The sequence below is a fragment of the Sphingobacterium sp. UBA7625 genome (assembly GCF_002484085.1).
Classification (GTDB): Bacteria; Bacteroidota; Bacteroidia; order Sphingobacteriales; family Sphingobacteriaceae; genus Sphingobacterium; species Sphingobacterium athyrii.
In genome coordinates this window covers 281,814-303,318 of sequence record NZ_DLJD01000003.1, presented here as the reverse complement: position 1 = coordinate 303,318, position 21,505 = coordinate 281,814, and the positions used below count along the sequence as shown (strand labels likewise).

The 21,505-nt window shown below is 37.0% G+C and carries 31 protein-coding genes; 5 read left to right on the top strand and 26 right to left on the bottom strand.

Features of this window, described 5'->3' with window-relative positions:
- Nucleotides 1–11: 11 nt before the first annotated feature.
- Complete coding sequence (gene dinB / locus B4G94_RS01335) at nucleotides 12–1,160, bottom strand: DNA polymerase IV (protein WP_286856651.1); 1,149 nt, start codon at nucleotides 1,158–1,160, stop codon at nucleotides 12–14.
- Nucleotides 1,161–1,236: 76 nt separating this feature from the next.
- On the opposite strand from dinB, the gene B4G94_RS01330 reads away from it, so the two are divergent.
- The 5 genes from B4G94_RS01330 (at nucleotide 1,237) to B4G94_RS01310 (ending at nucleotide 4,675) form a co-directional block, all read left to right on the top strand.
- On the top strand, nucleotides 1,237–1,998 hold the full coding sequence (locus tag B4G94_RS01330) for an XRE family transcriptional regulator (protein ID WP_286856649.1): 762 nt from the start codon (nucleotides 1,237–1,239) through the stop codon (nucleotides 1,996–1,998).
- Nucleotides 1,999–2,057: 59 nt separating this feature from the next.
- Nucleotides 2,058–2,441, top strand: coding sequence for a hypothetical protein (locus tag B4G94_RS01325; protein WP_286856647.1), 384 nt, complete (start codon nucleotides 2,058–2,060; stop codon nucleotides 2,439–2,441).
- Nucleotides 2,442–2,502: 61 nt separating this feature from the next.
- Nucleotides 2,503–2,889 carry a hypothetical protein gene (locus tag B4G94_RS01320; protein ID WP_286856646.1) on the top strand — a complete coding sequence of 129 codons (387 nt, stop codon included), beginning with the start codon at nucleotides 2,503–2,505 and terminating at the stop codon, nucleotides 2,887–2,889.
- An 84-nt stretch (nucleotides 2,890–2,973) separates the two neighbouring features.
- Nucleotides 2,974–3,357 carry a hypothetical protein gene (locus B4G94_RS01315; protein WP_286856645.1) on the top strand — a complete coding sequence of 128 codons (384 nt, stop codon included), beginning with the start codon at nucleotides 2,974–2,976 and terminating at the stop codon, nucleotides 3,355–3,357.
- 274 nt (nucleotides 3,358–3,631) lie between these two features.
- Entirely contained in the window at nucleotides 3,632–4,675 is a 1,044-nt protein-coding gene (locus B4G94_RS01310) for an IS110 family transposase (RefSeq protein WP_048506343.1), read from the top strand.
- An 86-nt stretch (nucleotides 4,676–4,761) separates the two neighbouring features.
- Here the strand turns inward: B4G94_RS01310 and arsB are convergent, their stop codons facing one another.
- The 25 genes from arsB to B4G94_RS01185 all read right to left on the bottom strand — a co-directional run bounded on the left by arsB (nucleotide 4,762) and on the right by B4G94_RS01185 (nucleotide 21,431).
- Complete coding sequence (arsB, locus tag B4G94_RS01305) at nucleotides 4,762–5,793, bottom strand: ACR3 family arsenite efflux transporter (RefSeq protein WP_048506344.1); 1,032 nt, start codon at nucleotides 5,791–5,793, stop codon at nucleotides 4,762–4,764.
- A 6-nt stretch (nucleotides 5,794–5,799) separates the two neighbouring features.
- The gene (locus B4G94_RS01300; RefSeq protein ID WP_286856642.1) at nucleotides 5,800–6,291 is read right to left on the bottom strand and encodes a GNAT family N-acetyltransferase; all 492 of its coding nucleotides are present in this window, start codon (nucleotides 6,289–6,291) and stop codon (nucleotides 5,800–5,802) included.
- Between the two features lies 1 nt (nucleotide 6,292).
- Nucleotides 6,293–6,904, bottom strand: a complete 612-nt coding sequence (locus tag B4G94_RS01295; protein WP_048506346.1) for a low molecular weight phosphatase family protein — start codon at nucleotides 6,902–6,904, stop codon at nucleotides 6,293–6,295.
- Between the two features lie 15 nt (nucleotides 6,905–6,919).
- The gene (locus B4G94_RS01290; RefSeq protein WP_048506347.1) at nucleotides 6,920–7,693 is read right to left on the bottom strand and encodes a metallophosphoesterase family protein; all 774 of its coding nucleotides are present in this window, start codon (nucleotides 7,691–7,693) and stop codon (nucleotides 6,920–6,922) included.
- 1 nt (nucleotide 7,694) lies between these two features.
- A complete protein-coding gene (locus B4G94_RS01285; RefSeq protein ID WP_124533540.1) occupies nucleotides 7,695–8,756 on the bottom strand; it encodes an ArsO family NAD(P)H-dependent flavin-containing monooxygenase in 1,062 nt (353 codons plus the stop codon).
- Nucleotides 8,757–8,803: 47 nt separating this feature from the next.
- Nucleotides 8,804–9,277 (bottom strand): DUF6428 family protein, encoded by a 474-nt coding sequence (locus B4G94_RS01280; protein WP_286856638.1) that lies wholly within the window; start codon nucleotides 9,275–9,277, stop codon nucleotides 8,804–8,806.
- A gap of 56 nt (nucleotides 9,278–9,333) precedes the next feature.
- Nucleotides 9,334–9,900, bottom strand: coding sequence for a hypothetical protein (locus B4G94_RS01275; RefSeq protein ID WP_124533544.1), 567 nt, complete (start codon nucleotides 9,898–9,900; stop codon nucleotides 9,334–9,336).
- A gap of 4 nt (nucleotides 9,901–9,904) precedes the next feature.
- On the bottom strand, nucleotides 9,905–10,231 hold the full coding sequence (locus B4G94_RS01270; RefSeq protein ID WP_124533546.1) for an ArsR/SmtB family transcription factor: 327 nt from the start codon (nucleotides 10,229–10,231) through the stop codon (nucleotides 9,905–9,907).
- 225 nt (nucleotides 10,232–10,456) lie between these two features.
- Nucleotides 10,457–10,663 carry a GDCCVxC domain-containing (seleno)protein gene (locus B4G94_RS01265; protein WP_073060390.1) on the bottom strand — a complete coding sequence of 69 codons (207 nt, stop codon included), beginning with the start codon at nucleotides 10,661–10,663 and terminating at the stop codon, nucleotides 10,457–10,459.
- Nucleotides 10,663–11,265 carry a mercuric transport protein MerTP gene (merTP, locus tag B4G94_RS01260; protein ID WP_124533548.1) on the bottom strand — a complete coding sequence of 201 codons (603 nt, stop codon included), beginning with the start codon at nucleotides 11,263–11,265 and terminating at the stop codon, nucleotides 10,663–10,665. The genes B4G94_RS01265 and merTP overlap by 1 nt, the downstream gene beginning before the upstream one ends.
- A complete protein-coding gene (locus tag B4G94_RS01255; RefSeq protein WP_124533550.1) occupies nucleotides 11,262–11,636 on the bottom strand; it encodes an ArsR/SmtB family transcription factor in 375 nt (124 codons plus the stop codon). The genes merTP and B4G94_RS01255 overlap by 4 nt, the downstream gene beginning before the upstream one ends.
- Before the next feature lie 226 nt (nucleotides 11,637–11,862).
- On the bottom strand, nucleotides 11,863–12,660 hold the full coding sequence (locus tag B4G94_RS01250; protein WP_124533552.1) for a cation transporter: 798 nt from the start codon (nucleotides 12,658–12,660) through the stop codon (nucleotides 11,863–11,865).
- Nucleotides 12,661–12,663: 3 nt separating this feature from the next.
- Nucleotides 12,664–14,808 carry a TonB-dependent receptor gene (locus B4G94_RS01245; protein WP_286856632.1) on the bottom strand — a complete coding sequence of 715 codons (2,145 nt, stop codon included), beginning with the start codon at nucleotides 14,806–14,808 and terminating at the stop codon, nucleotides 12,664–12,666.
- Nucleotides 14,809–15,500: 692 nt separating this feature from the next.
- A complete protein-coding gene (locus B4G94_RS01240; protein WP_286856631.1) occupies nucleotides 15,501–16,310 on the bottom strand; it encodes a PRTRC system ThiF family protein in 810 nt (269 codons plus the stop codon).
- Nucleotides 16,307–17,041: a PRTRC system protein B gene (locus B4G94_RS01235; RefSeq protein WP_286856629.1), complete on the bottom strand. Its 735-nt coding sequence runs from the start codon at nucleotides 17,039–17,041 to the stop codon at nucleotides 16,307–16,309. The genes B4G94_RS01240 and B4G94_RS01235 overlap by 4 nt, the downstream gene beginning before the upstream one ends.
- Nucleotides 17,028–18,212: a hypothetical protein gene (locus tag B4G94_RS01230; RefSeq protein WP_286856628.1), complete on the bottom strand. Its 1,185-nt coding sequence runs from the start codon at nucleotides 18,210–18,212 to the stop codon at nucleotides 17,028–17,030. Before B4G94_RS01230 ends, B4G94_RS01235 begins: the two co-directional genes overlap by 14 nt.
- Nucleotides 18,213–18,231: 19 nt before the next feature.
- Entirely contained in the window at nucleotides 18,232–18,450 is a 219-nt protein-coding gene (locus B4G94_RS01225; RefSeq protein WP_124533562.1) for a PRTRC system protein C, read from the bottom strand.
- Between the two features lie 18 nt (nucleotides 18,451–18,468).
- On the bottom strand, nucleotides 18,469–19,029 hold the full coding sequence (locus B4G94_RS01220) for a PRTRC system protein E (RefSeq protein WP_286856627.1): 561 nt from the start codon (nucleotides 19,027–19,029) through the stop codon (nucleotides 18,469–18,471).
- A gap of 29 nt (nucleotides 19,030–19,058) precedes the next feature.
- A complete protein-coding gene (locus tag B4G94_RS01215; RefSeq protein ID WP_286856626.1) occupies nucleotides 19,059–19,436 on the bottom strand; it encodes a hypothetical protein in 378 nt (125 codons plus the stop codon).
- Nucleotides 19,437–19,441: 5 nt separating this feature from the next.
- A complete protein-coding gene (locus B4G94_RS01210; protein ID WP_286856625.1) occupies nucleotides 19,442–19,696 on the bottom strand; it encodes a hypothetical protein in 255 nt (84 codons plus the stop codon).
- On the bottom strand, nucleotides 19,693–19,875 hold the full coding sequence (locus tag B4G94_RS01205) for a hypothetical protein (RefSeq protein ID WP_048506363.1): 183 nt from the start codon (nucleotides 19,873–19,875) through the stop codon (nucleotides 19,693–19,695). Before B4G94_RS01205 ends, B4G94_RS01210 begins: the two co-directional genes overlap by 4 nt.
- A gap of 26 nt (nucleotides 19,876–19,901) precedes the next feature.
- Nucleotides 19,902–20,270, bottom strand: a complete 369-nt coding sequence (locus B4G94_RS01200; protein WP_124533570.1) for a hypothetical protein — start codon at nucleotides 20,268–20,270, stop codon at nucleotides 19,902–19,904.
- 2 nt (nucleotides 20,271–20,272) lie between these two features.
- Nucleotides 20,273–20,521: a hypothetical protein gene (locus tag B4G94_RS01195; protein WP_124533572.1), complete on the bottom strand. Its 249-nt coding sequence runs from the start codon at nucleotides 20,519–20,521 to the stop codon at nucleotides 20,273–20,275.
- A gap of 48 nt (nucleotides 20,522–20,569) precedes the next feature.
- Nucleotides 20,570–20,989, bottom strand: a complete 420-nt coding sequence (locus tag B4G94_RS01190; protein ID WP_124533574.1) for a hypothetical protein — start codon at nucleotides 20,987–20,989, stop codon at nucleotides 20,570–20,572.
- 25 nt (nucleotides 20,990–21,014) lie between these two features.
- Nucleotides 21,015–21,431 (bottom strand): hypothetical protein, encoded by a 417-nt coding sequence (locus B4G94_RS01185; protein ID WP_048506367.1) that lies wholly within the window; start codon nucleotides 21,429–21,431, stop codon nucleotides 21,015–21,017.
- Between the last annotated feature and the right edge of the window lie 74 nt (nucleotides 21,432–21,505).

The following is a 21,505-nucleotide window of genomic DNA, read 5'->3' as shown; positions in this document are numbered from 1 at the left end:
ACTTGTGCGTTTTAATGTAAAAAGTCAAAGCCTATTGCCCGGCCGACAGCAGAGCTTCCAAACCGATTCTTGATATTATCCATCGCCTGATATAAGCTGATCAATTCAGATGAATCTTCAAACAGGTTCATTTGGTAGCTACCGTGTACCAGATCTGTAAAACGTAAGCCTACCAATCGAAGCCGCATTCGCCTGGAATAAATTTTATCGAAAAGTTCCACAGCAACCCTGGCAAGGGTATGATCTGCCGAGGTATATGTCACCCGACATTGTTTGGTTTCTGTATCAAAGTTTGAATACCTAATCTTGATTACCACAGTGGAGGTCAGCCATTTTTCCTGTCTCAATTGATGTGCTAATTGCTCCGCCATACCAGCAATGAGCCCCTTTACTTCCTTGACATCCATCGTATCACTGCTAAAGGTGCGTTCTTTTGATATAGATTTCCTTTCTGAATATGGGACAACAGGAGTTTCATCAATACCGTTTGCTTTCTTCCACAAGTCAATACCATTCTTTCCGATCATTTGTTGCAATACCTCCACAGGCATTTCGGCCAGCGTCCCAATGGTTCTAATTCCAACTCTTGAAAAAAGCTGAAATGTTGCATTTCCCACCATCGGCATCTTTCTTATTGACAATGGGCTTAAAAAGGAATGAACGCCCAAAGAGGGAATTTCACGATGTCCATGTGGTTTAGATTCGCCCGTGCCTATTTTACTTACCGTTTTATTAACTGACAATGCATAACTGATCGGAAGTCCCGTCTCTCTTTCGATCTTTGCTCCCAGCTCTTTTGTCCATTTGTATGCCCCGAAAAACTTGTCCATTCCGGTCAAATCAAGATAAAACTCGTCTATTGATGCTTTTTCCATAAGTGGTGCAGTTTCCTCGATCACCTCAGTCACTGTGTGGGACATTTTTGAATAAAGTTCCATGTCACCTTTGACGACCTTGGCCTGGGGGCATAAGCGCAACGCCATTCGCATTGGCATAGCCGAACGAACGCCGAAAGATCTCGCTTCATAAGAACAAGATGACACGACACCCCTGTCACCACCGCCAATAATGAGGGGTATGCCATTCAATTCTGAGTTGACCAACCGCTCACAGGACACAAAAAAAGTGTCCAGATCCATATGTACTATCGCCCTTTGCATACTGTCAAGTTTTATTTTACAAAATTGCTATGATTTTTAGCAAAATACACTAACTTTGTTGCTATAAATTATAGCAATGTTATTACTCGCTGATAATCTGCGTTTTCTGAGAAACGAACTTAATGCTTCACAACAAATTGTTGCGGATGCGCTTCATATTACAAGAGGTAGATATAGCAAATATGAGGAGGGTGCCAGTGATCCACCCATTGACATTCTACTTAAGATATCCCGCTATTATAAGGTAAGTGTGGATCTATTAATTTCAATAGATTTACGAAAATATAAATTGGAGGAGTTGCTAAAGCTGCCTGACAACAGAATATTATTGCCTATCAAAACGGATAGTAAAGGTGAAAATAAAATCGAAGTTATTCCATTCAAAGCATCGATGGGTTATCTGGTTGGTTATTCTGATCCAGAGTATATTGAAAACCTGCAGACAATGTCCCTTCCATTTCTCAATCACGGAAAGTATCGGGCATTTCCTGTTGAGGGTGATTCTATGCCACCGTACAAAGACGGAAATTTTATTATAGGACAATATGTTGAATCTCTCAGTGATTTAAAATTAGGAAAATCTTATATATTCATAACCCGTGAAGGCATCACCTATAAAAGACTCGAAGAACAATCTTCGAGCAAGATTAAAGTTGGCGCTGACAATAAATTCTATAACTCCTATGAAATTGCAAAGGAGAATATACTGGAAATATGGGAATTCAGATGCAGTATATCGACTGAAGAATTCGATATATTAAAGATAGAAGCCGATAAAGAAAGAATTCTGAAACTGTTTGAGGAATTAAAAGGTGAAATTTTAGAACAGAGATTTTAGATGAAACCTTTGAATGCTTTAAGATACACATTAAAAAAAAATGTAATTTTAAAGGAAAAATGAAAGTAGCCGAATTCCAACAACCTAGATTTATTGTAATTGAAACGGGACTCGTGGATTATCATTATGAAAACGAATATCATTATTCAAAAAGTAATTCATTCAGTTTTGACACTGACGAAGAGCGAATTTGGGTATATCATCTGGAGAGCGAATCCTTAATCGAATTGGTATATATGAATGAGCGTTCCCCGCTATATTTCGCGACCAGGAATAAAACGTTTTCTTATAAGGAAGACATATATACCGGTTACTTTGTCAAGAATAACGCAAGACGTCTCGGATTTGATGAGGATTTGATTTTGGAATCAGCCTGGGCATTTTTACTCGGAAAGCGTAAATGGGCAGAAGAATTTAAGGAAACATTTGGAAACAGAGATTAATATCAAAAAAAACAACAAAGAAATATCGTAGATTAGTAGAGAGTAATTAACGATATCTGTCATGAATAGTTTTGAATTTAAACAGCCTGAGTTTCTTCTTTGCGAAATAGGTATAAAGGATTCCACACTTCTGGGGGATCACATTCTCAACGATGAAAGGATCTGGGTATATCACCTAAAAAGCCAGTCACTCGTAGAATTTGTTTTTATGAACGAACTGGGAACCTATAATTTCAATGAGAAACATAAAGAATTCACTTATTTTCAATATCGCTATATAGTTTTTTTTGTTAAGAACAACTGCAACATTACTAAACAGAGTGAAGATGTGGTATTAGATCTAGCCTGGGACTATCTAGAAAGTTTTTTTATATGGGAAGACAAAACAATCAATATAAGAGATCACTTAAAATCCATCAGATCCGGAAATGATTTTAATATCAACTGATCCAAATTCCATAAATTTCAAAAACTTTATTAATAAAGTAAGCCATATCACCACATTAATAATTTTTATAACTTTTTTAGAAAAATGAAAAATATCGAGTTTCATCAACCAGAATTTCTTTTGTGCGAAAAAAGCATACAGGATTACGAAAATGACGGTGAGCTTGTGTCCCAGAAATCGGATTCGCTAGTGGGCGGGTATTATATTGAAGATGAAAGAACCTGGGTCTATCACCTAAAAAGCGAATCATTGATCGAGTTCCTGTATATGAATGGACGAGAGCCCCAAAAATTTACATCAAAACATAAAGACTTTGTGTATAAGACAGAAAATTACACGGGATTTTTTGTTATAAATAAAGCAAAGAACCTAGGTCAGGACGAGGATATAGTACTCGATAAAGCCTGGGAATTTTTAAAGGCTAAATTCCACTGGGAGGATACTTACTTTGAACTCGAAATAGAATAATGGAAGAAATTAAAAGCTACATATTTTAATCAGGCGACGTTCTTTTGCTTCTCCTATGTTTGTATAATTATAATCTAAGTGAAGAAGAGTGAGAGTAGATTTTGCTTTAAATAGCCATACGGTATATTCGGGAAAAGAAACTACCTCCTCTTCTTTACCTTTTAGAATCTGAACAGAATGTAAGGAATGCACTCATTATCAAGAGTCGTATAGCCAGTATATCCACTCAGGAGAAAAGATGACGAAAGGTTTTCACTTATCTAAAACAAATAAGATGAAGGTATTATTAAAACAAACGGTAGGCATTGATGTGGCACAAAACGAATTGGTGGTATCACTTGGCCGAATGGATGAGCATCTCAGTATAGAAGTTTATGCTTATAAAGTATTTGCAAATACCAAAAAAGGTTATTCAGCTCTTGTATCGTGGGTCAATAAGCAGACATCGACCTCAACAGAGATACGGTATGTAATGGAAGCGACAGGTGTTTACCATGAATCCCTGGCATACTATCTATACAATGTTAAAAAACAAGTCAGTATCGTTTTACCGAATAAGATCAGCAATTATTCGAGAACACTAGACATAAAAACGATAACGGACAAGAGTGCATCACAAGCCATTGCGAGATTTGGTTTGGAAAGACAATTGGAAGTTTGGGAACCTCCTTTAAAAATATACAATGATTTGAAGCAACTTTGTCGAGAGCGTGAACAGTTGATACAGGAGCGTACAATGTTAAAAAATCAACTGCATGCTGACCATACTTCTGAAACTTCAAATGCCAGTTCAGTGAAGAGAACAAAAAAGAGAATATCCATAATAGATCTGCAGGAAAAAGAAATACGTGAAGAAATAGCTGTACTTATCAAAGGAGATCACGTTTTAGCGGATAAGATGACAATAGTATCTTCTATTCCGGGAATAGGAAGCCTAACAGCTGTGACAATTATAGCCGAAACAAATGGCTTTGAGTTGATAAAAAATAAACGACAGTTAGTCAGCTATGCAGGATTGGATGTAAAAGAAAAGACGTCTGGAACTTCAGTGAAATCGAAACCCCGAATCTCCAAGCGGGGTAATCGCTATTTAAGGAAGGTAATGCATTTTCCTGCTCTAGCTGCAATCAGAACCGACGGAAGGTTCAGAGAGATTTTTTTAAGATTAGTTTCAAAGCATGGAATTAAAATGAAAGCTGTTGTGGCCATTCAAAGAAAACTATTAGAGTTGACTTTTATTTTATGGAAAAATAATTCATATTATGATCCGCAATTTGTAGATTATTCCATAAAATTAAAAAGAGGGAGGTCGATTTAAAACTTATCAGTTCCAAATCGACCTCCCTATAATTTATTTAAAAGGTTTTAGATTATACTACTACCCCTGAATTTTATTGCATTATCTTAAGAATAGTATTTTTTCTTCAGCCACAGACTTGCTCTGACCAGTAGTATGAGTACAGGAACTTCCACTAAAGGTCCAATGACACCAACAAAAGCTTGTGGAGAATTAATACCAAATACAGCAATCGCAACTGCAATGGCCAGCTCAAAATTATTCCCTGTCGCTGTAAAGGCAATAGATGCATTTTTGTCGTAAGGTACTTTTAAGGATTTGTTTACAAAGAAACTAACGAAGAACATTAGGATAAAATAGATTATCAATGGTATGGCAACTTTGATTACGTCCATTGGAAGCTCTACGATTTTTTCACCTTTCAAGCTGAACATTAAAACAATCGTGAATAACAAAGCATACAATGTAATCGGGGAAATTCTTGGAACAAATTTTCTATTATACCATTCGATCCCTTTTGACTTTACTAGAATGTATCTGCTTAAGAATCCGGCTAGAAAAGGAATACCAAGATAAATAAGTACACTTTCTGTAACATCTTTCATGGATACGCTGACATTGAAATTAGCAAGACCTAATTTACCAGGCAGAACATTGATAAATAACCAGACAAAAAAACTGTAGGTAAATACCTGAAAGATACTGTTTAAAGCTACCAGAAGAGCAGCATATTCTCTATTTCCTTTTGCTAAATCATTCCATACGATGACCATAGCGATACATCTTGCTAATCCGATAAGGATTAATCCTATCATATAGTCTGGCTCATTTCTCAAAAATAAAATGGCTAGAACAAACATTAAAATTGGTCCTATAACCCAATTTAGCAATAGTGAAATACTAATTACCTTTTTATCCTTAAAGGCAGTCGGTAAAAGGGAATAGTCCACTTTAGCTAGTGGAGGGTACATCATTAAGATCAATCCAATTGCTAATGGGATATTGGTTGTACCCATGGATAAGGAATCTGTTACCTTTGAAATACCAGGGAATAAGAAACCTAAGCCCACGCCGATGGCCATAGCAAGAAATATCCATAAGGTCAGGTATCTATCAAGAAATTTTAATTTTGGTTGCATACTATTTTAATTTAATCCTATTGTTTTACTTCTTCTTTCCATGATTACTGTGTCACGCCAGGTATCTCCAAGCTTTCCGATTTTTTCACGGTGACCTATTATTCTAAATCCCGTACTCTTATGAAGAGCTATTGTAGCTTCATTTTCTGGAAACATTCCACTTTGTATTGTCCAAATTCCATGGATCTCACTTTCCGTTATCAATTTTGTCATCAGGGCTTTTCCTATTCCTTTTCCTTTGTGGTCATTGGAAATGTAAATGCTCACTTCAGCCACTCCGCCATATACACAGCGATCACTAACCGCAGATAACGCTGCCCATCCCACTATGATATTGTCAATGACAGCAGCAAAACGGCTATGCTCTAATTTACTTTTGTCCCAATCTTCCCAATTGGGAACTGAGGTTTCAAAAGTCGCATTTCCAGTTTCAAGGCCCTGTCTATAGATTTCAGCAATTTCCCTAAACTGTTCTTTACCAAATGAAATTATATCCATATTATTTCTTTAATTGTGAAAAGACATAAAGCATTTCTGATGCTATCTGTAAACTTCTTTCTGCGTAGACCTGAGTTTGTTCCGGGGTATTGTCAGAAGCTTTGGGATCATCGTATTTTATTGGAAATCTATCCTCTGCTCCAAACACAATCGGACAGCCTTCATCCGCATTATTGCAGGTCATAATTGCTCCGAATTCATTTTTTGGATTAAAGTCATTGTTATATTCTTTGGAGAAACAGATTACAGCAGCTTCATTTTGTGCGTACTTTACTGCATAGACAGGGTTTTCGTTCTCGCTAAGTTTTTGGATCTGAAAACCTTGGTTACTTAACGTTTCTGCTACTTTAGGAAACATCGCTGTTGCCTCAGTGCCACCTGAATAGCAATATACGTTCTTAACGTCAAAATGATAAGCCATAGTCTGCGCCCAGATCTGCGATAAATGACTTCTTCTACTGTTATGGGTACAGATGAAATTTAAACGGATCGTCTGGTCAGTTTCTATTTTCCTCTGCACATAATCAACTAAAGGTTGCAAAACTATTTTTCGTTCTTCTGATATCGTACCAGCTGAGAGTGCTTCGATATTTTTTACAAGTGTTTGGTTCATTTCTAAATTCTAAAATTAATAGCCTCTTCTTAAATTTTCTGCATATTCATTAGGTAGTGGGCTGTTTTCAACTGCTTGTGCCGCTTTTTCAATATCATAATCAAATCGAATAAATTCAACTTTGATACTGTCTTTATTAAGCACAGAACTATTGTCATTGATCGTTAACATAACATAGCCTCCCCGCACATCATTATCTTTTGGTTTTCCAACAGAACCGATATTAACTGCATGGCGATAATGCGGAAGATCCTCAGTACCTGAATTTAAAATGCGATGATATGGCTTATGGGTATGTCCAAAACACATAATATCCGCATCCGCTTGCTCCATGATCCTGAGCATGCTTTTTTCCTCCCGGTCTTCAAACAGATATTCATTGATTTTTCTTGGGCTGCCATGTACTAATAGAAGATTTAATTTGTCTTCATTAAGCTGGAACTCAACTTTGATGTGTGCAGGAAGTGTTCGCAGATAGGAGCGTTCATCGTCCATCATAATGGAGTTTGTAAAAGAAATGGAAATGTTACCATTGTCTTTTTCACCGTCAGTTTTATAGGCACAACCACATTCGTTGCTCATACGCCCAATGCCAAAATCATAATTTCCGGCAATGGTTGGTATTTTCCTCTTCCGGATCTCATTGACCACCTCGTTGGGCCAAATATTGTAACCTACAAGATCTCCTAAACAGTAAATACTATCCGGATCACGGAATTCGACATCTTTAAAGAAAGCTTCCAGTGCCGGTAAATTTGCGTGAATATCACTGAATAATGCAATTTTCATTTTAGTTTTGTTGGTTTAAAAATTCTTCGATTTCAGCAATGGTCTGTTTTGCTATTCTGTTTACCCCTATTAATGTTGCAGAGGCGTAACCAGTCCAGTTGCCATATCCTACAAGCCATAGTCCGGTCACTTCTAAGGACTTGCTTTCTGTAGTTTTTGCAATGCCCTTTTCATCCGTTTCTATAAGTGATTTAAGATAAGAGGTATTGTAACCGAAACCTGTGCACCAAATAATAGCATCAAATTCCTCTTTTTCACCATTATACCAGATTACCCCTTTATCGTATAGCTGATGGAATGTACCACTTGATACAAATACGCCTCTTTGTTTAGCCTCCTTAACGGTTGGAACCATTACGATATTACCTAAATTGTATTGCGATGAATCAAACGGTTTTCCTTCTTTTTCCGCCTTGTATCGGGCAGAGGCAACAGTGAATAAATAATAACCATCTACATCATCAGGTAAAAATTCAGGCTCCTTTTTGGTTGACCATTTTACAGTGGTAACTTTTGAAAGCTCTGCAACAATCTGTGCGCCTGAATTACCTTCGCCTACTACTAATGTTTTCAGTCCGATAAATTTTTCAGGGTTCTTATATTTTCCCGAATGTATCTGTAAACCTTTATAATCTTCTATTCCATCAATCGTTGGAATAAATGGATTCTCCCAAGTTCCGGTTGCTGAAATAACTGTTTTGGCTTTAAAAATCCCTTGAAGAGTATGAACGTAAAATAAACCTTCATTTTTTTTAATTTCAGTAACTTCAGTACTCCTTTGAACATTCAGTTGATAATGGTCTTCATACTTGCCCAAGTAATCAATTACTTCTTGTCTTAGCGGAAACTGATGTTCAGATTTAGGCATTAGCCAACCCGGTAATGAACTGTATTCTCTGGGAGAAAAAAGAGTCAGACTATCCCAGGTATGGAGCCATGCACCACCTGGAATATCCTGCTTGTCAAGTATAATATACTTCAGTTTTGCCCGTCTCAGATAATATCCACAAGCTAAGGCACTCTGTCCCCCTCCAATAACAATAACATCAAAAATTTCTTCCATCGGATTTTAATACTGTTTAGAAGTTATATATTACATTCTTCGGATAGTTAGCAACAACCACCTCCGGGTGTACATGTATTGCTCTGATTTACCGTTAACTCAGAAAGGTTTTTCTTTTGCTTTTCTGATGGAATACCACAAGCGTCCTGGGCAAGGCATGCTGTTGTTTTGCTTTTCAACACAAATGTTTTTCCGTTAAACTCCAGATCATATTTACCGATGGTATCACTTTGATATTCAACTTCGATCTCCGAATCTTCGATTCCTAATTTCTCCTCAGAAAGTCTGATAATGTTTAACAACTTACCTGGTTTTAAACGATGTTCATAATCATCTGCATTCCAAAGCTGAAAGTTTACAGCCTTTTCATCACGGATTACACCACCGCAATCAATAAATCTTTTATTGATCTGACCCACTTCTGTAACATGGAAATGTTCAGGTACAAATGTTCCGTTTTCTAATTGAAATTCAACATTCTCTAATGTTGGAAGAATTTCTTTGATTTCTGATAATTTCATTGTTTTAATATTTTATAGTTATAATGCAATATTGCGATATTTGTTAGCAAATTTTTTTAACAGCATTTGATCTGTATCTTTTCAAAATAACATTTGAATTTTGGAACATAGACCATAATATGTACGAGGCTGATGATTATCGCACCCGGTAAAAGGTTCAATGCGATGATCTTAAAAGTTTGATAGTTTTCTATCTGCTGAAAATTTTCCGTTAAACTGATGCCATCAGCATTTACATCTATTTTAATCACTAAAAAAACAGCGATAGCAGCGAAGTGGAAACCATTTACCAAAAGGTGAACAATATATTCCCATCTTGGCAGCCCTCCCATAAATGCTCTACTATCTTTTTCAACATAGGCATCGACCAACAAGGTGATAATATCAGCTCCAATCAAAATGCAGCCAAATAAAAACAAATTGTTGTTTTCAATATTGATGAATAGTGAGATTAAGATACCCGTAAATAATACGGCTCTGATTGTATGTGTAAGATGTTCAAAACGGCTTTCTTCATGTTGATAGAGGCGATATTTATATAAGTGTAAAAATACACCATCAAATACTGCCAGCAGCGAATAACTGATCAACAATATCGACGATATTAGGAAAGCAATTTCCATATGCTTAACAACATTTTTGATTGGTTACTGTAAAGATTATTTTTGAAAAATACTCTTTCAATATATCAAAAGTATTTTCATCAATGCAGTAACAAACTGAGTTACCTTCGATGCTTCCCTGTATCAAACCCGCATTTTTTAATTCTTTTAAATGCTGTGATACAGTAGGCTGTGCTAATGGTAGTTCATTCACAATATCTCCAGTGATACAAGTATTGACTTTCAATAAATACTCGATAATAGCAATTCTCGCCGGATGTCCCAAAGCTTTAGCAATAACCGCAATCTGGTTCTGGCTTTCAGTAAAATGCTCTGTTTTTGTAGCTCCCATGTCATAATTATTATATTGCAATATTACGATATTATTTTTGATATAAAAAGATAATGATGATATTTTTTTATATGTTACCGCAAACCTTAAATATAAAAAAAGGGATAATTTAAATTGTTTCTTTGAAGTTTAACGTAAAAGAGGCTGCGTTTGTCATTATAATTTACTCCTTGTTTTTATCCAAGAATTTGTAATTGTATCTAGGTTTAAATAAATACCCAGAGTTTAACAGCATTTTTTATTTTCTTGAATTGGCGGACACTTTACAGAGCCGAAACTACAATATACGCAACAATCACCCTTGAGAGGTTTTAAAACTCTCTTGCACTTTTCACATTCGTAAAAATATTGGCAGGCGTTTGTTGGCATTGTTTCCTCTTTCTTGTAACCACAGTCTGGACAAGTTATTATTGTTTGTAACTTTATTTCCATTACGATACAGTTTTACTATTTAATGCTTTATATCCTGTTGAATTGATAGCATTTTCAATTTCTATGATACTTGTTTGTTTACTGTCGAACTTAACAATAGCGTTGCCCTTTTCATAAGATACTACAACTTCGACGATTCCTTTTAGTTTGCTGATCTCTGTTTTAACGTGATTTTCACAGCCTGAGCAAGTCATTCCTTTAATTGTAAACTCAACTTTCTGAAGTTTGGAAGTTTCGGAAAAAATTGCTTTACTTTCAGTCTTTGGAAAAAAGATGTGGGCATAAATTGGAAATGATAAAAGTAAAGCTGCCACGATAGTAATAATTCCTAAAAATGATTTTGTCTGCATAAAATTTGGTTTTTCAGTTATTTCACAATTACAGTCAATTTTCTTTTGTGGTTTCAATTTTTGATACCATGCAAATCCAAGCACTAAAATTGTTAAACCGATAAAATATGGACGGAAAGGTTCCAGCCAGGAAAAAGTTGAAGCAAGACCACTTGTTCCAGCTATAAGCGCCAAAACAGGTGTTATACAACACAGAGAAGCTGCAATAGCTGTTAGAAGTCCAGTACCGATAAGTTTTTTATCCGTTTTCATATTGTTTCTAAAACTTTATTATCAATTAGTATTTTAAAAAATGGATCCAGCAATTTTTCGTACTCTTTTGTCAATGAGTAAAAAATGGTTTGTGCCTCTCTTTCCGTTATAATTAGCTTTCGGTCTTTAAGCTTTCGTAAGTGCTGGGAAACTGCTGAAATTGTCATATCTAGTATATCGCTTAAATCACATACACAAAGTCGTTTTTCTTCATGTAAAAGAAACAAGATTTTCAGCCGTACATTATTTCCAGCTAATTCAAGTCCACTTGATAAATAATCAAAGGGGTCTTGGAGTTCTAAAACTCGATTTTTACAGCGATTGATCTGTTTAATATCCGCCTGTTGTCTTATACACGAAGTATTTTCCATCTTGCAAAGATAGCTAACTTTATTATTTAAGCAAGTGCTTAAATATTGATTGAAATGTTTTAAGAATTGTTCGGATTATAATACAGAATCTATTGCTCAGAAAAAGATACAGTGGATACCTACCTTCTTTACATTCCGATCTTTTTGAACTTTTTAAGAGATATTTTTTCCTAATGGATAAAAGTAAAAAAGCCGAATAGATTAGTATTCGGCTTTTTATAAGATATTATTTTGCTAGTTTCATAATAGAAAATGCGCCACGTATTACAATTGCGAAGACTACCGTTCCAACTATCAGGTCTGGTATTCGGGAAGAAGTAACATATACCAAAATTCCTGCAAGGATAACACCTATATTTATAATAACATCGTTTGAGGTAAAAAGCTGGCTGGCTTTAATATGAGCATCATCACTGTTTGTACGACGGAGAATGATCAATGAAGCAGCATTACCCATTAAAGCTAAAAGGGATATCGTAATCATTGTTGAAAACACAGGTGTTTCTCCATATCCCATAAATCTGCGTATGACTTCGAAAAATCCTAAAACAGCCAAAATAAGCTGTAAATATCCGCTTACCTTTGCAATATTCTTTTTTCGCATAATTGATCCACCCACTGCCCATAGGCTAAGTCCATAAACAAGTGCATCGGCCAGCATATCTAAGCTATCGGCTAACAGTCCCATTGAATTTGAAATAAAACCTGTAATGATTTCCAGACCAAAGAAAAAGGCATTGATCAGTAGAACAAGCCACAATAATTTTCGCTCTTTGCGCTCATCTTTTTGAACTGGATTATGATCATGTGAATCGACGGAACCGATATAACGGTCCTTGAGATTCAGTTCACTGATAGCCGCCTTGATCTGTTCCATGTTATCCAGATGGTATACTTCCAATTTCCTGGCTGCCAGATTAAAATCCAATCTGGATATGCCTGTAATCTCACTAAGTTTCATACGGATCATCTGTTCCTCGGCAGAGCAGTCCATTCGCTTAATTTCGAAAGTCGACTTCTTCATCGCTTAGAATTTAAGCTTTATGCCAACATTAATTACAAACCCATCAACAGGCGCATATATATCCTGGAAAACAGGGTTTGTAATAGGTCCTGAATAAATCGGTCCGAATTTGGTCTGACGGGTATTTGTATAGTTCTCAAAATTCGCAAAGATTGAAAAACGTTCCCAAATTCTTTCTGCCATCAATCCCGCTGTCCAATAACCTTTACCGGTACTTCCATCATTTAACTGTTGTGGACTGAAATAATAAGCCTCAGCACCCACTTTCCACTTTTCTTCGATTTCATACATCAGCACATTATTGAGCCTGTGTTTGGAAACAAGCGGATAAATTTTTGAAGTACCATCCGTATGCTGATTAACATCGGCATAGGTATATCCCACAAATAGTTTAAAATCCCCGTATGTAAGCTTGACATTTGTTTCCATCCCTTTGGTATCAAAATTTCCGGAAGGCTGGACATACTGATACATGTTACCTGTTGTAGAGGTTAGCAGAACCGGATTGTTGATACGGGTATAGAAAAACATATGATTGATACTGAAACGTACCTGACCATCAAACAATGCTGTTTTGTAATTGATATCATAATTCGCACCATAAGAGCGCTCGGCTTTTGTATCATCCAAATTCAAAGGCAAAACTCCTCTAAACTGGATACGTTCAGCGTCTTCGGTAAATACAGTTGGTGCTTTATAGCCAAGACCACCACCCAATCGTGTTGAAAAATGTTCATTGATCTTCCATAAAGTAGATATTCTAGGAAGAAAAAAGAACCCGAAGCGGTTATGATAATCACCTCTAATACCTGATTCGATGGTAATTTTATCTGAGGTATTCCATGTATTCTGAACAAATCCGCCAACAGTTGTGTAATTATAATCTCTTACAGGAGTTCCAGCTACTTGCTTCTCCGTAAATTTATCGGTCAAAAAATTTGCACCAAGCACCCAGTCAGTCTTTTCGCCATTAAGGGAATAGTTTGCTTCCGTATACGTAGACAATTGATCACCAGAAAATTGATAAGCAGGCAAGCTAATGGTACGGTCATAGTAACTGACACTGTTTTTTATCACAAATTTAGCCCTGTCATTTATTCTACGATCCAATTCTAACTGAGTACTGTAACGTCCGGTTTTATTTTCCTCAAAGTAGGAATGATCTGTACTCCCATTGCCTTTGATATATTCCATATCTCCACCAATTCGTTTTTCGGAAGTTGCATTGATTCCAGCCATTAATGTGGTATTCTCATTGAAATAGAAAAATACTTTGGGATTCAACGTAAAACGGTCAAATTTAGGAATAGCCGTAAGTCCAATATCAGCAGGATCATAGGCAGTCCCATGATTATATGCCGCATATATTGTTGTTCCTATACCATTAAACTTTTGGGCATAAAAGCCACTGGCGTCAAGTCCCAGGGCAGAGGTTCCATTGAGCAGAAAATTAAGCTGTCTTTGCTCGGTTGGTTTTTTTGAAACGAGGTTTACCAAGCCTGCAATTGCTCCGCCACCATACAGTGTGGAAGATGATCCTTTTATCACCTCAACCTGCTGAAGATCCAAAGGTGCTACCTGTAATAGACCCAGACCACCTGAAAACCCGGAATATAATGGAAAACCATCACGGATAACCTGCGTGTATTTACCATCGAGTCCTTGGATACGTATGGCAGAGTTTCCACTGGTTGCTGAGGTCTGCTGCGTCTGGATTCCAGTACTTTCAGCAAGCAACATTCTGATATCTCCGGGTTTCATATTGCCTTTTTCTTCCAGTTCTTCGCCGCCGATAAATTCAATCCGAGTTGGGATATTTTGAATGCTTCTCGTACTTCTTGTTGATGTAATTACCACACTCTCTAATTCCTCTGAGTTTTCTTTAAGAAGAATTTCTATTATGCCGTTCTCTTTTAATGGGAATTTTATTATTTCAGTAAACTCTTCGAAGCCTAAGTAACTAAAGTGTATTTCCTGTAATCCATCGGGGATATTTGACAATGTAATCTGTCCTTTTTCATCAGATATTGCACCATTTGAAGTGCCTTTTATAGAAGCTGTTACCCCAACAAGAACTTCTTTTGTTTCGTTATTTTTAACAACGGCTTTTAATGTGTTTTGTGCATATACACAAAGGTTTATTGTCATAAAAAACGACAATATGAGCATTTTCTTCATTATAAAATGATATTTAATGTGATTGTATAAACTTAACGATGCAAAGACATCGTTATTAATTAATTTGTGCTGAAAGCACTACACATTAAGCATATTTCGGGGGATGCCAAACTGAATATCGGAAGTCGGAAATAGCAGCAATAGTTGTTACCATTATCTTTTTTTCAGGTTGCTTCACGAAACCCGATATTGAAAAATGAAATGAGTTTACAACAAAACCTGCACAAGTTTTACAATTAAAAAATGGTGAACAACAATTTTTATTGCAATTATCGTCATTTTGTTGACTATTTGAAGTTTCAAAAGGTTCATCCATACAACTATCTTCTACAAGGCAAGGTGCTATAGATAACAGCAAAATCATTATAGCCGATATGTAAGACAGATACTTCATTCTGCAAAAATATGAAAATTTATATTCACTTTTTTAAGTGTTCTAATAACAATTTAATTAAACTTTTTACAAACTGATAAAAGAATATTTTAAAAAAAAATTGAAAAATAACACAGAATCTTTTCTTTGGTCGCCCATACGACAAGAAAAGAAGATATGCTAATTGCCCGGAGTAGGGCGAAAATTGATGGGCATATCCTAAAGCGGCTATTTCGCTTTACGCAAAAAGACATTTCCTTAGCAGGAAATGTCTTTTTGCCCGATAAGATCAGTCTATCAATATCGGGCTAGTCCTGAAATCTTCAAGATTATGGAATAATCCTCTGTACTTGGTCATTCCGAACCTGAATAAACTCCACAGTAACTTGCACCCCAATTGCGCTAAGGAAGCGTTAATAAAGAGGTCTTGCTGTTCAAGTGCTTCTGCAAGGGAACAGCTTGGCGTATTGTCGTCCCTTTCTGACTGCATCAGCAGTTCGCCATATTCTTGGGTCACAAATGGCAGATTGTTCACAGGAATATATTTTTCAGATTCCGGTTGTACGATGTTACCCACTGTGGAAAGGATAACCTGCCCTGTATGTTTACTATTGCCATAGTCCAACCAATATTTGGGCGAATCCCGAACACGGTTACGCTGCCCGTTAACCGATGTGAGTATTTCGGCAACTCCAAATCTTGCCTGTACCGTATCGACACAGGTAATCGTAATTGTCGCATTTGATTGTTTGGGTAGTTTTCCAAACTTATCCTTTTCAAATTTGACTGTCTCGGCTTTCCAGTTAGAACCCGTACAACGGTTAATACGGTTAATAAGAGCCACGGACTTTGGCAATCCGACCTCACAGTCAAAAAATCGCTGTCTCCCCAAATTTGCGGATGTGACAATATCATCATCCCATAGCCTGACCTGCAGACCTGTATGTCCTAGAGCCAATAGGCTTTCATTGATTTCCATCAATCCAGTCAGTACCTTTGAGCCTGTTCCGCCTGCTCCCACCAAATTGACAGTGATCGGGTTTGTCGGGGCTAACAGGTAGTTATCTGTAAAATGCATTTTTGTTTTCTCCTGATTCATAGCAATATATTTTTAAGGGTTAATTTATGGGGCAGAAGTACCTCTGTTGGAAAAACTGTTCCCTGTTCGATCAGCCTTTTCCATAGTGTCACAGAATTTTCTTTGCACTGTCCACCTGTAACAAGGGCATGGCTAAAATAGCTGTGGAAAAAATAGTGTTCCCATGCTTTCATAAAATCCTCTACCGAAGTAGTATTTTTAATGTCGATTTTTATTGTTCCCAAACATACTTTTCCGTCAGCGTATATATTGAAAAAAGGGCAATGGTAAAGCTGTGACTTTAAAGTTGGTCTTCTATTGTTTTTAAGCGCAAATACCGTGAGACTGGATTTGCTAGCCTTCCACAACATAGGCGGAACATAGGCTTTGCCGTTTGGAATCCCTAGATTTTCGACAAAAAACAGTTCTCTTTGCTGTGCTTTCGTATGCCAGATCACTGTTCCTTTTTCGGTGTTCGGGTCAAGGCTCAAAACATTGCTCGGAAGGACAGATTTAGGTTTTAAAAATGCGCTTTCTTTTTCATGTTCGAGCATTAGCGTTTTCGCCAGAATATCGGCTTCCATCACTGTCAGCGGATGGGCGTTTATAGGGTTTCCGTTATCGTCCATATCAAAATGTTCTACATATACATCAGGGTCAAGTCCCTGTGATTCATAAAGCACCAATGCACATTTGGGATAATAAAGTTTATTGTCAAAATCCTGCGTAATATCTCTGTTATTGTTTTTCATCGCTCAATTGTCTATAATCGTAAATTAAATCAGTAAGGTCATGCAATAGGTCAAAGAGTCTTTCCTCAAATGCAAGGTCTTTACTTTCGTTTTTCTGTCCGTCAAAACATTTGATCAGGGCAGGTTCCTGCGTTTCACTGTATTCCTGAAGCTGGTTATTGACGGATTCAAATACAGTTTCTGCGAGCCAACCCCTATTATCGGCATAGAAAGAAATATATTTTTCCATTGGAATGATCTGATCTTCCAAATATTCTTCATCCTCATCGAACATACTACTGGCATTGCGAAAAATACTGGCATCGGGATATTCACGGTAAATTGACAGTGTTTTACGTGCCAAGATCAAACAATTGGTGTCAAAATCATCTTTGGGATCGAAACGGGCAATCCGCTGATCGAAAAAAGTGAGGTTCTCACGGTTGTAAATTTTCTGTTCAATTTTATCTCCCACCCATTCCGCAATCTCGATTTCGCTTACACGGTTGTCTTCTTCGTCTTCGTAGGGATCATCCATTATCCAGTCTTTCAGCATTTCATACTCATAATATAAATAGCTTCCCTCCTGTCTGTAATAGGGTATATCAGCAATGTGATAGAGATAGGAAAACACGGATAATAAAAGATGGGCTGTTTTTTTCCGTTTTTTGTCGTTAATCATTCTGAAAAGCGGGATAACAGGAATGTAAAAGAGTGTCGCTCCTGTATCACAGCGTTCTTCGGAAACCACATAAAATTTATCATTTTCTTTTTTGAACCGCAAACTGTGAAAGTTCAGCACGTTCTTTTTTAGTTTCCCCTTTATGTCGGAGATTGCAAGATTGATATTGTAGGGAAATTTATAATTATCGGACTTAGCAAACGGTTCGATTTTGTAGTGTTCTGCCAGTCCTGAAAGTGACCGGAAAAAGTCACTTTCAAGTTTTGCAGAGGTTTCATTTACCTGATTCATTTCTGTTTGCCTGAACTTGGGCAGAAATGTGCAGTTTAGTAAACCATTGGCAACATGGCTATCGGTACGGACTTCCTTCTGTCCCTGAAAATTTCCTGTGCGTCTTTTGGTTTTTCCATCCATCGGGCGAACTCCGCAATCCTGCGGTGCAGGTTGGTTTCTTTTTCTTTGTCGGGAATTTTTATTGTTCCCGATATGATCTGTTTTCGCATTGTTCATTGTTTTAATTCTTTAATAATTAACCCTTCGTCCCCATCACACTTTCAAAAGTGTATACGACAGAATCATCCTTAATTACTGGCGCAGAAACCTTTGAAGTCGTCAAAATGGGATAGGTATTGGCATAAAAATTCATCACTGCATCCACGCTCCAACGTGGTTCGGGGTCGTCAAGGATTATTTTCAATCCCTTGTCCACGAGTACAAACACTCTCGCTAATTCAACGCTCAATAACATATTCTTTCAATTTTATTGTTAAACATTCACTTCTGTCAATGGCTCGTCTGTTTGGTTCTGTGGTGAGGCAAAAAGATCACCTGCAAAGTGGGACTGATACAAATTTTGCTTCTGACCTATTGTTTCGGCATGGTCGGGATATTCGGAAGCCTTTGGTAACGCAGTCCATGCTTCTTTGAATTTCCCCTCTTTTTCAAGTGCTTCGGCTTTCGCCATTGCATCGTTGTACTTTTTAATCTTCACATCCTTTTCCTTTTTCGCCTTGTCTGCTTTTTCTTTTTCCATAGCGGAATGTTTTTTTGCTTCCTCCATCTGCTTCATAAAAGCTTCCATATTGGACATAAGCCCCGAAGCGGATTCAATCGGTTTTTTGATATGTGAGAAAAATTCAGCGTCCAATTCTTCTGCCGTTCCTTTAAGATTAAGTGGGGGGATTATATTTTTTGCTTTATCTCCACATCCGTCATTCTGCACCAAAATAGAGACAACTATTTTATCTTCTGTTGCTTTGGCAATCGTAAGCGTTACTTTGCTCTGCAAGTCCATTTTTGCTATCTGTTTAAAAAAATTCGCTTCCATAATACTGTTGTTTGTGAATATTGATTTATTTATAATTGCCCGTATGGGGAAATGATTTCAGTCGGGTTATTGAGTTTAAATCTATCTATGAGAAGATTTGCGATTTCGTCCTCGGAATAACCCATTTTTTTTAATCGCTTTTTATACCTTGCGAACCGTACACCTTCCTCGTCTTTTCCTTTGAGGTCAAGTAAATGTGTTTTCCAGTTATAGATCGCATATAAAATACTTGAATAAGTCATGCAGGCATATTGCTGTGCTTTTTCAGGGTCATTGTAGCTAAAACCGACTTCTATATATTTTGAAATAATTGTCAAATATTTATATGATCGGCTTTTTCCGAACTTTCTTTCCATCATCAAAAATTCATTGAAAAGAAAGTCCATAAATTGATTATCCTTGTCCATGTTATTTACCGTGTATAATTGTGTTTAGCATTTGAAATATTATCATCTTTGAGAAGCGGTCTATTTCCCTTTCCGTCACGGTCATAATTTATCTTGTAGCCGTTGTTCTGCACGATGCCTTCCAAAAGATTCCTTGCTCCTGTGGCATCCCAATCGTCCGTTGCCGTCATGTTCAGGCAATGCAAACGTTCAAAATCCTTCACCATTCGGGCTATGATCGAAAGTGCCCGATATTCTGTTTTATCTGCTAGATTGCTCATGATATTTTTGATTTTAGTTCCAAAAGTTTGTTGTAAACGTCAGTCCAGTATTTTTGTCTTACTTTATCGTATGGTACAGGCGGAACATGGTGCATGTCCTTAAAGAGTTCCGCCTGCTGAATCGCTTTATCTAAGTCGGTCACTGTGATCTCAAGACCGTTTAAATCCGTTATTTTCATTTCAAATAAATTATAGTTCTCCCAGATTAGAATCTGCCAAAATCCATTGGATCTAAACAGATCGTTTTGAGAACACCATTAGCATAGGTTGCCATCCCATATAGACAATTGCCTATTTCCTGATAGCCCAGTACAAAATCAACTTTATAATGCTTTGCTATCCGCACCACGGCTTGTATGTTGGGTGTCCATCTCGTATCATACTCCAACATGCCGTCATGGTTATAGCTGATATCGCAGAAAAAATGATCTTCCGTACCGCCAAGAAAATCGGGCAGTTTTTCAAAATCTATCTGCTGTTCCATTTGAACGATTGTGTTAAAAAGAGCTGTTATCTGCTGGATTGCTTCGGGAGTTCCCACGAAGACAAGCGTGTTGTTACACCAATTTGCCATGATTACAAGAATTTTTTAAGATTTTCTGCTTCCTCTATATTTTCCTTTACCAATGGCATCCAGTCTTTAGCCATTGTATAAAGAATAGCATGGTAAATAATCATTGCTATCCTGTAACTATTCTGTTCTTCATCTTCATAATTCAAAGCACCACTATTTACTGCCTTAAAGAACAGTTCTTCAATCTTTTTAAGGGGCGGATTTCCTGCGATCATTTCGCTGAAATTTTCCTTTAATTCTGCCTGTGTCATTTTGTTTGTATTTACAGGTGACTTTTCACAGTCACCTGTGGTTAAACTTTAATCTTCCGTATTTTCTGTAAATTCTATGGATACTATTTCTTGTTCTCCGAACAGTAGTTCTATTGCCAGTTTCAGGCTATGGTGGGGATTTTCACACCCGACAAAGCGCACTAGGCAGTGTATCATAAAAATTGAATTGTGTCCCCAAAAAAGATGTTCGGAAAATATTTTAGGGTTTCTGTGAAGCTGAACATTGAGCCTTTCCAATAGCCTTTCAATTTCTGCGATCAGGCTGTACCAATAATTCGCTGTTATCAAGCAGTGGGGTGGCCAAGCCATTTTAATATCCTCCTGCTTTTCCCGAAAATGGGTTATCTCCTTTTGAACAAAGCTGATAAGGTCTTTTAAATCTTTGGGAAATAATCGGGCTAGTACATAAGCCCTTTCTATATTGTTCATTTCGTCCAATGGTTTCATTTTGATAAATTTTGATGTGTAAAATTCAGTTCTGCGACCTGCGGTAAGTGCTTCGGTCAATGAAAGGTTCAATTCTGTATGCAACCCTTTTATTGACAAGATTTGCGTATTCAGTAGCTTTTTTCCTTGTTCGGAAAACCGCACCGTCTACTTTCCAAGTCACTTTATAATGCCTGATTGTAGAAGGCGACCTAAATGCGTAATAATCTATCCATTTAAGTTCCTCGTCCCTGAACACCTTGACAGGATGGATATACAGCCCTTTTCCGTCAACATTCGGGTAATAGGTAGATGCCAGTAATTTCTTCTCCCTGTCGAAGATTTCAAAGCGTACAAAATCTTTGTCGTGCAGGATGATCCTGAATAATTCATCTACATTGAAATGTGCATTCAGTAGCACATTTTCGTCGTACTTTTTGTATGTTATTACGCCAATATTCATTGCGGTAAATTTTAAATGATTGATTTCTGACCGATTTTTTTAACCCTGATTATTGCCCCTATTTGACAGCTTTC

Coding starts and splice junctions, on each gene's coding strand:
- dinB (WP_286856651.1), bottom strand. CDS start 1,160: ATGCAAAGGGCGATAGTACATATGGATCTGGACACTTTTTTTGTGTCC.
- B4G94_RS01330 (WP_286856649.1), top strand. CDS start 1,237: ATGTTATTACTCGCTGATAATCTGCGTTTTCTGAGAAACGAACTTAAT.
- B4G94_RS01325 (WP_286856647.1), top strand. CDS start 2,058: ATGAAAGTAGCCGAATTCCAACAACCTAGATTTATTGTAATTGAAACG.
- B4G94_RS01320 (WP_286856646.1), top strand. CDS start 2,503: ATGAATAGTTTTGAATTTAAACAGCCTGAGTTTCTTCTTTGCGAAATA.
- B4G94_RS01315 (WP_286856645.1), top strand. CDS start 2,974: ATGAAAAATATCGAGTTTCATCAACCAGAATTTCTTTTGTGCGAAAAA.
- B4G94_RS01310 (WP_048506343.1), top strand. CDS start 3,632: ATGAAGGTATTATTAAAACAAACGGTAGGCATTGATGTGGCACAAAAC.
- arsB (WP_048506344.1), bottom strand. CDS start 5,793: ATGCAACCAAAATTAAAATTTCTTGATAGATACCTGACCTTATGGATA.
- B4G94_RS01300 (WP_286856642.1), bottom strand. CDS start 6,291: ATGGATATAATTTCATTTGGTAAAGAACAGTTTAGGGAAATTGCTGAA.
- B4G94_RS01295 (WP_048506346.1), bottom strand. CDS start 6,904: ATGAACCAAACACTTGTAAAAAATATCGAAGCACTCTCAGCTGGTACG.
- B4G94_RS01290 (WP_048506347.1), bottom strand. CDS start 7,693: ATGAAAATTGCATTATTCAGTGATATTCACGCAAATTTACCGGCACTG.
- B4G94_RS01285 (WP_124533540.1), bottom strand. CDS start 8,756: ATGGAAGAAATTTTTGATGTTATTGTTATTGGAGGGGGACAGAGTGCC.
- B4G94_RS01280 (WP_286856638.1), bottom strand. CDS start 9,277: ATGAAATTATCAGAAATCAAAGAAATTCTTCCAACATTAGAGAATGTT.
- B4G94_RS01275 (WP_124533544.1), bottom strand. CDS start 9,900: ATGGAAATTGCTTTCCTAATATCGTCGATATTGTTGATCAGTTATTCG.
- B4G94_RS01270 (WP_124533546.1), bottom strand. CDS start 10,231: ATGGGAGCTACAAAAACAGAGCATTTTACTGAAAGCCAGAACCAGATT.
- B4G94_RS01265 (WP_073060390.1), bottom strand. CDS start 10,663: ATGGAAATAAAGTTACAAACAATAATAACTTGTCCAGACTGTGGTTAC.
- merTP (WP_124533548.1), bottom strand. CDS start 11,265: ATGAAAACGGATAAAAAACTTATCGGTACTGGACTTCTAACAGCTATT.
- B4G94_RS01255 (WP_124533550.1), bottom strand. CDS start 11,636: ATGGAAAATACTTCGTGTATAAGACAACAGGCGGATATTAAACAGATC.
- B4G94_RS01250 (WP_124533552.1), bottom strand. CDS start 12,660: ATGAAGAAGTCGACTTTCGAAATTAAGCGAATGGACTGCTCTGCCGAG.
- B4G94_RS01245 (WP_286856632.1), bottom strand. CDS start 14,808: ATGACAATAAACCTTTGTGTATATGCACAAAACACATTAAAAGCCGTT.
- B4G94_RS01240 (WP_286856631.1), bottom strand. CDS start 16,310: ATGAATCAGGAGAAAACAAAAATGCATTTTACAGATAACTACCTGTTA.
- B4G94_RS01235 (WP_286856629.1), bottom strand. CDS start 17,041: ATGAAAAACAATAACAGAGATATTACGCAGGATTTTGACAATAAACTT.
- B4G94_RS01230 (WP_286856628.1), bottom strand. CDS start 18,212: ATGAACAATGCGAAAACAGATCATATCGGGAACAATAAAAATTCCCGA.
- B4G94_RS01225 (WP_124533562.1), bottom strand. CDS start 18,450: ATGTTATTGAGCGTTGAATTAGCGAGAGTGTTTGTACTCGTGGACAAG.
- B4G94_RS01220 (WP_286856627.1), bottom strand. CDS start 19,029: ATGGAAGCGAATTTTTTTAAACAGATAGCAAAAATGGACTTGCAGAGC.
- B4G94_RS01215 (WP_286856626.1), bottom strand. CDS start 19,436: ATGGACAAGGATAATCAATTTATGGACTTTCTTTTCAATGAATTTTTG.
- B4G94_RS01210 (WP_286856625.1), bottom strand. CDS start 19,696: ATGAGCAATCTAGCAGATAAAACAGAATATCGGGCACTTTCGATCATA.
- B4G94_RS01205 (WP_048506363.1), bottom strand. CDS start 19,875: ATGAAAATAACGGATTTAAACGGTCTTGAGATCACAGTGACCGACTTA.
- B4G94_RS01200 (WP_124533570.1), bottom strand. CDS start 20,270: ATGGCAAATTGGTGTAACAACACGCTTGTCTTCGTGGGAACTCCCGAA.
- B4G94_RS01195 (WP_124533572.1), bottom strand. CDS start 20,521: ATGACACAGGCAGAATTAAAGGAAAATTTCAGCGAAATGATCGCAGGA.
- B4G94_RS01190 (WP_124533574.1), bottom strand. CDS start 20,989: ATGAAACCATTGGACGAAATGAACAATATAGAAAGGGCTTATGTACTA.
- B4G94_RS01185 (WP_048506367.1), bottom strand. CDS start 21,431: ATGAATATTGGCGTAATAACATACAAAAAGTACGACGAAAATGTGCTA.